General features: G+C 68.2%; 9 protein-coding genes and 1 pseudogene. 6 read left to right on the top strand and 4 right to left on the bottom strand.

What is annotated here, in order from left to right; all coding sequences use genetic code 11:
• Positions 1-97: 97 nt before the first annotated feature.
• From ACCC97_RS28305 to ACCC97_RS28285, 5 genes and pseudogenes are all read left to right on the top strand, one after another.
• A pseudogene (locus tag ACCC97_RS28305) lies at positions 98-784 on the top strand (AAA family ATPase); the annotation flags it as partial.
• 6 nt (positions 785-790) lie between these two features.
• Entirely contained in the window at positions 791-1,123 is a 333-nt protein-coding gene (locus tag ACCC97_RS28300; protein WP_413336277.1) for a hypothetical protein, read from the top strand.
• A 109-nt stretch (positions 1,124-1,232) separates the two neighbouring features.
• On the top strand, positions 1,233-2,417 hold the full coding sequence (locus ACCC97_RS28295; RefSeq protein ID WP_007830833.1) for an acetyl-CoA C-acyltransferase family protein: 1,185 nt from the start codon (positions 1,233-1,235) through the stop codon (positions 2,415-2,417).
• A 16-nt stretch (positions 2,418-2,433) separates the two neighbouring features.
• Positions 2,434-2,841: an alternative ribosome rescue aminoacyl-tRNA hydrolase ArfB gene (gene arfB / locus ACCC97_RS28290; RefSeq protein WP_007830835.1), complete on the top strand. Its 408-nt coding sequence runs from the start codon at positions 2,434-2,436 to the stop codon at positions 2,839-2,841.
• A gap of 96 nt (positions 2,842-2,937) precedes the next feature.
• Positions 2,938-3,519, top strand: coding sequence for a DUF3299 domain-containing protein (locus ACCC97_RS28285; RefSeq protein WP_413336275.1), 582 nt, complete (start codon positions 2,938-2,940; stop codon positions 3,517-3,519).
• 21 nt (positions 3,520-3,540) lie between these two features.
• Here the strand turns inward: ACCC97_RS28285 and ACCC97_RS28280 are convergent, their stop codons facing one another.
• From ACCC97_RS28280 to ACCC97_RS28265, 4 genes are all read right to left on the bottom strand, one after another.
• A complete protein-coding gene (locus tag ACCC97_RS28280) occupies positions 3,541-4,425 on the bottom strand; it encodes a LysR substrate-binding domain-containing protein (protein WP_007830839.1) in 885 nt (294 codons plus the stop codon).
• A 13-nt stretch (positions 4,426-4,438) separates the two neighbouring features.
• On the bottom strand, positions 4,439-6,157 hold the full coding sequence (locus ACCC97_RS28275; RefSeq protein ID WP_413336273.1) for a SulP family inorganic anion transporter: 1,719 nt from the start codon (positions 6,155-6,157) through the stop codon (positions 4,439-4,441).
• 164 nt (positions 6,158-6,321) lie between these two features.
• Positions 6,322-6,759, bottom strand: coding sequence for a DUF2501 domain-containing protein (locus tag ACCC97_RS28270; protein ID WP_413336271.1), 438 nt, complete (start codon positions 6,757-6,759; stop codon positions 6,322-6,324).
• Positions 6,760-6,847: 88 nt separating this feature from the next.
• Entirely contained in the window at positions 6,848-8,203 is a 1,356-nt protein-coding gene (locus ACCC97_RS28265) for a M20/M25/M40 family metallo-hydrolase (protein WP_007830843.1), read from the bottom strand.
• A gap of 132 nt (positions 8,204-8,335) precedes the next feature.
• Here ACCC97_RS28265 and ACCC97_RS28260 point away from each other — a divergent pair, with 132 nt between their 5' ends.
• On the top strand, positions 8,336-9,223 hold the full coding sequence (locus tag ACCC97_RS28260; RefSeq protein WP_007830845.1) for a LysR substrate-binding domain-containing protein: 888 nt from the start codon (positions 8,336-8,338) through the stop codon (positions 9,221-9,223).
• Positions 9,224-9,296 lie beyond the last annotated feature (73 nt).

Here is a 9,296-nt window from a genome sequence, read left to right as displayed (position 1 = left end):
AACCCCGGGGGGGGCCCGGGGGGGGGGGGGTTCCGTGTCCCACCGCTAACACCACCTGCCCCCACTCCAATTGCGTTTTTTCTTGTATACTATTGGGGGCGCGCGCCTTCGGGGCGCGCCGCCGGGCTACGTGGGCTACGAGGAGGGCGGCTACCTCACGGAAGCCGTGCGCCGCAAGCCCTACAGCGTGGTGCTGCTCGACGAAGTCGAAAAGGCCCACCCCGACGTGTTCAACGTGCTGCTGCAGGTGCTCGACGATGGCCGCCTTACCGACGGCCAGGGCCGCACCGTGGACTTCAAGAACACCGTGATCGTGATGACGAGCAACATCGGCTCGCCCATCATCCAGGCCATGGTGGGCAAGCCTTCCGAAGAGATCAAGGAAGCGGTGTGGGACGAGCTGAAGAACTACTTCCGCCCCGAGTTTCTGAACCGCATCGACGAGACGGTCGTGTTCCATGCGCTCGACGCGAAGAACATCGAATCGATTGCTGCGATCCAGCTCAAGGTGCTGAAGGCGCGGCTCGCGAAGATGGATCTGGGCCTGGAGGTGTCGCCGGCAGCGCTGGCCGAGATCGCCAAGGTCGGCTTCGACCCGGTGTTCGGCGCGCGTCCGCTGAAGCGTGCCATTCAGCAGCGCATCGAGAACCCGCTCTCGAAGCTGCTGCTCGACGGCAGTTTCGGGCCGAAGGACACGATCGAGGTCACGACCGACCCGATCCAGTCGCCGGGCAAGTTCTCGTTCGCCAAGGCCGGGGAACCAACGGCGGCGGCTTCGGCCTAAAGTTGGATGATGAACTTCATTTTTCGCGTCATTCTTCTGCTCCTGGGGCTGGTCTTTGCGGCCAGCCTGGCCGTGGCGGTCATGCTGCTGGCGGCTGTGTGGGGTGTGCGCTACGCCTGGGGGCGTCTCACGGGCAAGCCCGTGACGCCTTGGGTCATGCGCTTCAATCCCCGCTCGGGCTTCGATAAATTTCGTAATGCGGCACAGCCGGCCGAGCCGACCGCCGCCGACGTGGCCAATGCGCGGGCACGCGGCGAATCGGTGGAGCGCCCGGTGCGCATTCGCGGCAGCGCCAGCGACGTGACCGACGTGGCGCCGAAGCCGGTTTCGCGCGGCTGAGGCCCCGGTGTTCCCGGCGTGACCACCCGTCGCGCCGTTCGCCGTCAGAATCGTCCTCCTGCCGCCGCCGCTGACCGCGGCTTTCGCTTTCATCCAGGAGAGACATTCCATGACCCAACGCGACATCTTCGTGGTCGGCACCGCCCGCACCGCCATCGGCACCTTCGGCGGCGCGCTGAAGGACGTGCCCAACACCCAGCTGGCCACCACCGCCGTCAAGGCCGCCATCGAGCGCAGCGGCGTGGCCGCCGATGCCATCGGCCATGTGGTGATGGGCAACGTGATTCCCACCGACGTGAAGGATGCGTACCTGAGCCGCGTGGCTGCCATCGACGCAGGCTGCCCGATCGAGACGCCGGCCTTCAACGTGAATCGCCTCTGCGGCTCGGGCTTGCAGGCCATCGTGTCGGCGGCCCAGGCCATCGCGCTGGGCGACTGTGACATCGCCATCGGCGGCGGTTCGGAGTCGATGAGCCGCGGCCCGTACTTCGACACATCGGCCCGTTATGGCGCCCGCATGGGCGACGCGGTGCTGGTCGACTACATGCTGGGCATCCTGCACGACCCGTGGGAGAAGATCCACATGGGCATCACCGCCGAGAACGTGGCCGCGCGCTACGGCATCACGCGCGAGCAGATGGACGAACTGGCCGTGACCAGCCAGCAGCGCGCGGCGGCCGCCATCGCGGCGGGCCGCTTCAAGGAGCAGATCGTTCCGGTCGAGGTGAAGACGCGCAAGGGCGTCTTGCTGTTCGACACCGACGAGCACGTGCGCGCCGACACCACCGTCGAGGCGCTGTCGAAGATGAAGCCCGCGTTCAAGAAGGACGGCCTCGTGACCGCTGGCAATGCCTCGGGCATCAACGACGGCGCCGCTGCCGTGGTGCTGGCCGAAGGCGGTCGCGTGAAGGCGCTGGGCCTGAAGCCGCTGGCGCGGCTGGTGGGCTATGCGCATGCGGGCGTCGAGCCCGCGTACATGGGCATCGGCCCGGTGCCGGCCACGCGCAAGGTGCTGGAGCGCACGGGCCTGAAGGTGGGCGACTTCGACGTGATCGAGTCGAACGAAGCTTTTGCGGCGCAGGCCTGCGCCGTCATCAAGGAGCTGGGCTTCGACGCGGCCAAGGTGAACCCGAACGGCTCGGGCATTTCGCTGGGCCACCCCGTCGGTGCGACCGGCGCGATCATCACGACGAAGGCGATTGCCGAGCTGCACCGCACCGGCGGCCGCTATGCACTGGTCACGATGTGCATCGGCGGCGGCCAGGGCATCGCGGCCGTGTTCGAACGCGTTTGAAGGCACACTCGCGCGCATGTTCCACCCACCCCTCCTGATCGACCCCGACGAAGTCGAGATCAGCGCCATCCGGGCGCAGGGCGCGGGCGGGCAGAACGTCAACAAGGTGTCGAGCGCGGTGCACCTGCGCTACGACATCCATGCGAGCTCGCTGCCGGCCGACGTGAAGGAGCGTCTGCTCGCGCTGCGCGACAGCCGCATCACGCAGGAAGGCGTGTTCGTGCTCAAGGCGCAGCAGCACCGCACGCGGGAGATGAACCGCGCCGATGCGCTCACGCGCCTGCAGGCGGTGGTCGACAGCGTGGCGATGCCGCCGCGCGTGCGGCGCGCCACCAAGCCGACCTATGGTTCGAAGCAGCGCCGCCTCGAGGGCAAGAGCCAGCGTTCGCAGATCAAGAGCCTGCGCGGGCCGGTACGCGACTGAGCGCGCATTCGGCTGAACTCGTCTGATCTGAGGCGAATTGAGTGCAAAAGGCCCTGCTGTACGGGTCTGAAACATCTCCCAAGCAGAATCGCGGTCATGAGAAGGTTCTTTTCGCGCGCCGTGTTGGCTGTGCTCCTGCTGGCGCCGGCCGCGGCACTCCTGACCGGCTGCGGTCCGGGGACAGCGGCGATGCAGGGCACGAGCACGGCCGCGGCCCCTGAACTCAAGTGGGAAGAGCTGATTCCCAAGAGCTGGGACCCGACCAGGCGCTACCGCAACATCAGCCTCGAAGCGCTGCGCGACAACGATCCGCGCGCGATCCAGATGCTCGACGAGATGCGTGCTGTCTGGGACAACGCTCCGGTCAACGTGGCGCTCGACGGCAAGGCGGCCAAGCTCGCGGGCTTCGTCGTGCCGCTCGACGCTGCGCAGGACGGCATTCGCGAATTCCTGCTGGTGCCGTATTTCGGCGCCTGCATCCACACGCCGCCGCCGCCCGCCAACCAGATCGTGCACGTGATCGCGCCTGCCGCCGTGAAGGGCCTGCACGCGATGGACACGGCGTACGTCAGCGGCACACTGAAGGCGGCGCGCTACTCGTCGGCAGACATGGGCGTGAGCGGCTACGAGATCAAGTCGGCGTCCGTGGAGCGCTTCGTCGCGAAGCAGGCGCAGTAAGCAGCGCCGCCGCTTGCGCACTCAGGCCATGCGCTGCGACAGGAAATCCAGGAACGAAGTGATGCGCGCCGACAGCTGCGTGTTGCGGTAGTACACCGCGTTGACCGGCTGGCGCACGTCCGCCGTGTCCTTTGCCAGCACCTGCACCAGCGCGCCGCTTGTGCGGTCGGCACCGGTCATGAAGTCCGACAGGCAGACGACGCCCACGCCGGCCAGCGCCAACTGGCGCAGCGTTTCGCCGCTCGATGCCATCAGCGTCGGCGCGATGTTCCATTCGTCGCCATGCACGCCGCGCAGGGGCCAGCGGTTCAGCGACTCGGGTTGGGTGAAGCCCAGCAGCACGTGTTCGGCGAGGTCGCTTACCTTGCGCGGCTTGCCGTGTGCCTCGAGGTACGCAGGGCTCGCGAGCACGCGCAGGCGGTGCGTGCCGAGCGGGCGCGCATGCAGCGTGGAGTCGCGCAGCGGGCCGATCCGGATCGCGATGTCGGTGCGGCGCTCCAGCAGGTCGATGGGCAGGTCGTCTGTGTCGAGCTCGAGGCTGATCTGCGGGTAGAGCTTTCGAAACTCCGGCACCAGCGGCACGATGGCGTGCAGCATGAAGGGCGAGGCCGCGTTCACGCGCAGGCGCCCGGCCGGCTGCTGGCGGCGCGCGGCCATCTGCTCTTCGGCGTCGTCGATCGCGTCGAGGATGGCGCGCGTGCGCTGCAGGAAGGCCGCGCCTTCCTCCGTGAGTTCGAGCCGCCGCGTCGTGCGGCGCAGCAGCGTGGTGTCGAGCTTCTGTTCGAGCCGGCTCAAGGCGCGGCTGATGCCCGAGACCGTTTGCGCCAACTGTTCGGACGCGGCCGTGATCGAGCCAGTGTCCACCACCGTGCGGAACGCGACCAGTTCTTCGATGGTGGACTTCATGGGCGCTGGCGGGTCAGGCGGCGGCTTCCTGTCCCTCGGACTCGTCGATGCGCGGCATCAGCGCCGCGAGCGCCTCGCCGTCGGTGCGGTAGCTGAACAGCATCGGCCCCGGCGCCAGCAGGCCGGCGCGCTCCAGCACCTGCATCGCGGGCAGCTTGAGGCCGCTCAGGTGCAGGCGGATGCCCTTGGCTTCCATCATCCGGCGGATCGAGCCGAACACTTCGGCGCCGGTGATGTCGATGCGATTGATGGGCTGCGCGAACAGGCACACGTCGGTGAGATCGGGCCGCTCGGCCAGCGCCACCGTGAGCGCGCGTTCGAGCGTGGAGGCCGAGGCGAAGTCGAGTTCGGCGTCCATGCGCAGTGCATAGAGCTGCGGCGCCAGCGGCGGCAGCTTCCAGAGGTTGCGGTCGCGCAGGCTGCCGTCGGGGTGCAGGCCCACCTCGATGATGCGCGGATGCAGGTGGCGGTACATGTAGTGCGCCATGCTCGCCAGCAGGCCACCGAGCACGCCCCAGTAGATGCTCGGTGCGGTCGCGATGGTCAGCACGAAAGTGCCGAAGGCAATGCCGGCCTCGATGCGCGAGATGCGCCACAGCGCCGTGAAACTCGCGGGCTTCACCAGCCCCAGGATGGCCGTGACCACCACCGCCGCCAGCACTGCCTGCGGCACGTGGTACAGCAGCGGCATCAGCCACAGCAGCGCACCGGCTACCACTGCCACGCTGAACAGCGTGGCCCAGCCGGTCTGCGCGCCCGCATAGAGCGTGATGGCCGAGCGCGAGAACGACGAACTGGTGGGAAACCCGCCCGTGAAGCCCGAGGCCAGCTTGGCGAGGCCCTGGCCGATCAGATCCTGGTTTTCGTTCCACAGCGTGCCGGCGCGCGCGTTGTCGACCTTGGCGCTCGACGCGGTTTCGAGGAAGCTCACGAGCGTGATCATCAACGCCGGCAGCACCAGCGCGCTGAAGGTACTCATGGGTAGCAGGCCGGGCCAGTAAAGCGAGGGCAGGCCCGAAGGCAGGCTGCCCACCACCGCACCGCCGCGCAGCGCGTAGTCGACGAGCCAGCTGATGGCGGCCGCGCCGGCCACCAGCGCCATGGTGGTCGGAAAGCGCGGCAGCAGGCGCTTGCCCAGCCACAGCACCGCGATGCTGCCGAGCCCGAAGGCAATGGCCACGAGGTCGGGCAGCGGGCCGCCGCGCAGCACCTGCGCAATGGTCCGCCCCGTGAAGCCCAGCAGCGCCGGCAGCTGCGAGATGGCGATCAGCACCGCCGCGCCTTGCGTGAAGCCGATGAGCACCGGCGAATTGACCAGCCGCAGCAGCCAGCCGAAGCGCCCCGCGCCCAGCACGATCTGGATGGCGCCCGACATCAGCGTGAGCCACACCGCCATCGCCACCCATTCGGCGCTGCCTGCCACCGCCAGCGGCGCGAGCGAGGCGCCGACCAGCAGGCTGGTGAGCGCCGTGGGCCCGACCGACAGCCGCTGCGACGAACTGAACATCACCGCGATCAGCGCGGGGAACAGGGCCGCGTACACCCCCGTCACCAGCGGCATGCCCGCCAGCGCCGCATACGCCACGCCTTGCGGGATCACCATCAGCGCCACAGTGATGCCGGCCATCGCCTCGTTGCGCAGCAGCGCGGCGGAAGGGCGCGGCCAGGCGAAGCAGGGAACCCAGCGAGAGAGGCGCTGGCGCAGGGAAGGAGAGGTTGTAGCCGGATTCATGAATGACGGATGGCACGCGCAACGGCGCTGGAATGCTGCGCTGGCACAGGGAGCTTACGCGGCCAGTCGGGGGATGCCGCGGAACCGGCTTTGCCGGGCCGCTGGCATTGCCCCCGGGGAGGGGGTGTGCGAAGCGACACGCAGTGCGCGAAGCATGGGGGTGTCTAGATGAGCGAGGTCGCGTTCTTGAGCACGTAGTCGCAGGCCTTGGTCTTGACCTTTGACGACAAGAGCTTGAAGTTCAGCGACTTGCCGTCGCCACCTTTCAGCAGGCCCTTGGTGCCGTTCGCGAAGCCGGTCTCCTGCTGCTTCTGACCGGTGATCTTGGCGAGCAGCTTGTCTTTCACCGAGGCCGCGTCGCCGCCCAGGTAGTTGTTCTTGACGCAGTACTGCAGCACACCGGCCGCGTTGCCGACGGTGCTGGAGCCGATGGCGGGCATCTTGAAGCCGAGGTTGCCGAGCGAGGAGCCGCTGCCACCTTGCGAATTGGCGCTGGCGGCCTCGCCGGCTTTCTCCTTCAGCTGGTCGAACAGGTCGTTGGCATGTGCCGAAATGCCCGCGGCGAGCAGGGCAAGGGCGATGAAGGTGGAGCGGGCGTGCACGGGGAGCCTCCTGTAGGTCTGTATGGTGGAAAGCGGCCACCAGCATACCGGAGACCTTGGGGGCCGCAGCCCATCGGCGTGCACCGGCCTACTTCGAGCGTGGAGCGCGTTTTTCCAGCAAGGGCGTGCTGGTGCCCTGCACTCCCACCAGGCCCAGCACGGTCACCAGCGAGTTCTGTGCACCCTTCCAGCCGTCGGTCACGTCGATCCACTCGGACAGCGCGTGGAAGCCGCCGGTCTTGCCGCCGCCGCCGATGATGATGGCGGGGATGCCCAGCGACATAGGCACGTTCGCGTCGGTGCTCGCGCCGCTCAGCAGCGTCTTGTGGCCGAAGGCGCTGTTCGCGCGCGTGGCGGCCTCGACGATCACGGTGTCCGATTGCGTGCGGCCGCCCGGACGGTCGCCGATGAGTTTGGCGCTCACGCTCAGCGTGTTGACGTTCCAGCGCTTGTTTTCCTCGACCACGGCTTCGTCGATGGCCGTGAGGATCTTCTTTTCGGTCTCCAGCAGCGGTGCCATTTCGTCGGAGCGGATGTCGACCGCCATGCGCGCATCCGGCGCGATGGTGTTGACCGAGGTCCCGCCGCCCACGGTGCCGACGGTGAAGGTCGTCTTCGGGAAGCTCGGCGTGCGGATCTCGGCGATCTTCGCGATGGCGCGGCCCATGCCGTGGATGGCGCTGGGCACCTGGCCGAAGGCGCCGTAGCTGTGGCCGCCCGGGCCCTTGAAGCTCACTTCGTAGCGGTGGCTGCCGGTGCCCAGCATCAGCACCGTGCCGTCGGGCGCGGGCTCGAGGCCGACCATACCGTCGATGTCGAGGTTGTCCCGGAAGACGGCCTTGATGCCGCGCAGGTTGCCGAGCTCTTCCTCGCCGACGTTGCCGACGAACAGCAGGTCGCCCACGGTCTGGACCTTGTTGTCGTTGAGCACCTTGAGCCACGACAGCAGCACGGCGAGCCCGCGCGTGTCGTCGGAGATACCGGGCGCGTAGAGCTTGCCGTCGCGCTCCTTCACCTTCACGTCGGTGCCGGCGGGGAACACCGTGTCGAGGTGCGCGGAGATCAGCAGCTTCGGCCCGTTGCCCGTACCCTTGCGCAGGCCGACCACGTTGCCTTCGGCGTCGATCTTCGCGTCCGCCAGGCCGAGGGCCTTCATGCGCGCGAGAAAGGCTTCGGCGCGCTTCTGTTCCTTGAATGGCGGCGCCTCGATCTCGGTGAGCATCTTCAGGTCTTCGACCGAGCGCTCGTGGTCGGCCCTGACCGCGTCGAGCAGCTTCTGGATGGCGGGCGATGCCATCAACTGCGTGTAGGCCTTGTCGACTTCGGGGCGCACCTGCGTCGGCGTGGCCGCGACGGCGCCGGTCTGGGCATGCGCGAGGCCTGCGGCCGTGGAGGCCAGGGCGAGGACGAGCGGGGCGAGGCGAAGTGACATGGGGCGGGGCATGGTCGGGATGTCCTTGGGAGTGAAGCCGGGTTGGCGACGCCGGCGCGGCGTCGCCGACGATTCTTATGGCTGTGTTAGCCACGCGCTCTGGTTTAATCTTTGGCGTTGTCAGTTTTTCTAACGAGGCTCGCCATGCGCCGCCACATCCCCAGCACCCGCGCGCTGCTGATCTTCGACGCGGTGGCGCGCCACCATGGCGTGGGCAAGGCTGCGGAGGAGCTGTGTCTCACGCACAGCGCGGTGAGCCAGCAGCTGCGCCTGCTGGAGTCGCAGATCGGTGTGCGGCTGGTGCAGCGCACGGCGCGCGGCACCGAGCTGACCGAGGCCGGGCGGCGCTATCACGGCCAGGTTTCGGGCGACCTGCTGCGGCTGCAGAACCACACGCTCGAAGCCATGGCGCAGCGTGCCGACGGCCTGCGCCTGCTGGTGGGCGCGGTGCCGGTGCTGGCCGAGGGCTGGCTGACGCCGCGGCTGCCGGAGTTCATCGCCCGGCACCCGGGCTGCAGCCTGCACCTGCAGGTGTTCCCGACGCATCTCTACATGGAGGACATGCCCTTCGACGTGGGCGTGCAGTACGACGATGCGGTCTGGCCCGGCGCGAATGCGCTGCCGTTGATGGGCGAGTCCTGCGTTGCGGTGTGCTCGCCGAAAGCGAAGGGGCGCCCGGCGATGGCGCGCGGTGACTTCCGCTCGGTGCCGTTGCTGCAGCTGCGCACGCGCATGGGCGCGTGGGAGGAATGGTTCGGGCAGACGGCGCATGCGCGGCCGCCCGAGAACCTGGTGGCGGGGCATCGCTTCGATCTGTTCTCTTCGCTCGTTGCCGCAGTGCGTGCCGACCTGGGCGTGGGGCTGGTGCCCGAGTACTTCGTCGAGCGTGAACTGCGCTCCGGCGAACTGCTGCTGGCCTGCCCGCACAGGGCGCCGTCGAGCCGGGGCTACAGCGTGTTCGTGGCGCCGAGCCGCACGGACGATCCGCTGGTCGGCGCTTTCGTGGAATGGCTCTGCGCGGCGGCTGCCTAGGTGTGAAGCTCCAATAGGTTGTATCCGGTGTTCATCCGGATTGGGTTTGAGAGACTGGAAGTCGCCAAACACC

The sequence above is a fragment of the Variovorax sp. Varisp85 genome (genome assembly GCF_047304045.1).
GTDB lineage: Bacteria > Pseudomonadota > Gammaproteobacteria > Burkholderiales > Burkholderiaceae_C > Variovorax.
Note: the sequence above shows the minus strand (reverse complement) of the source record. Positions and strands in the feature narration are given on the sequence as shown.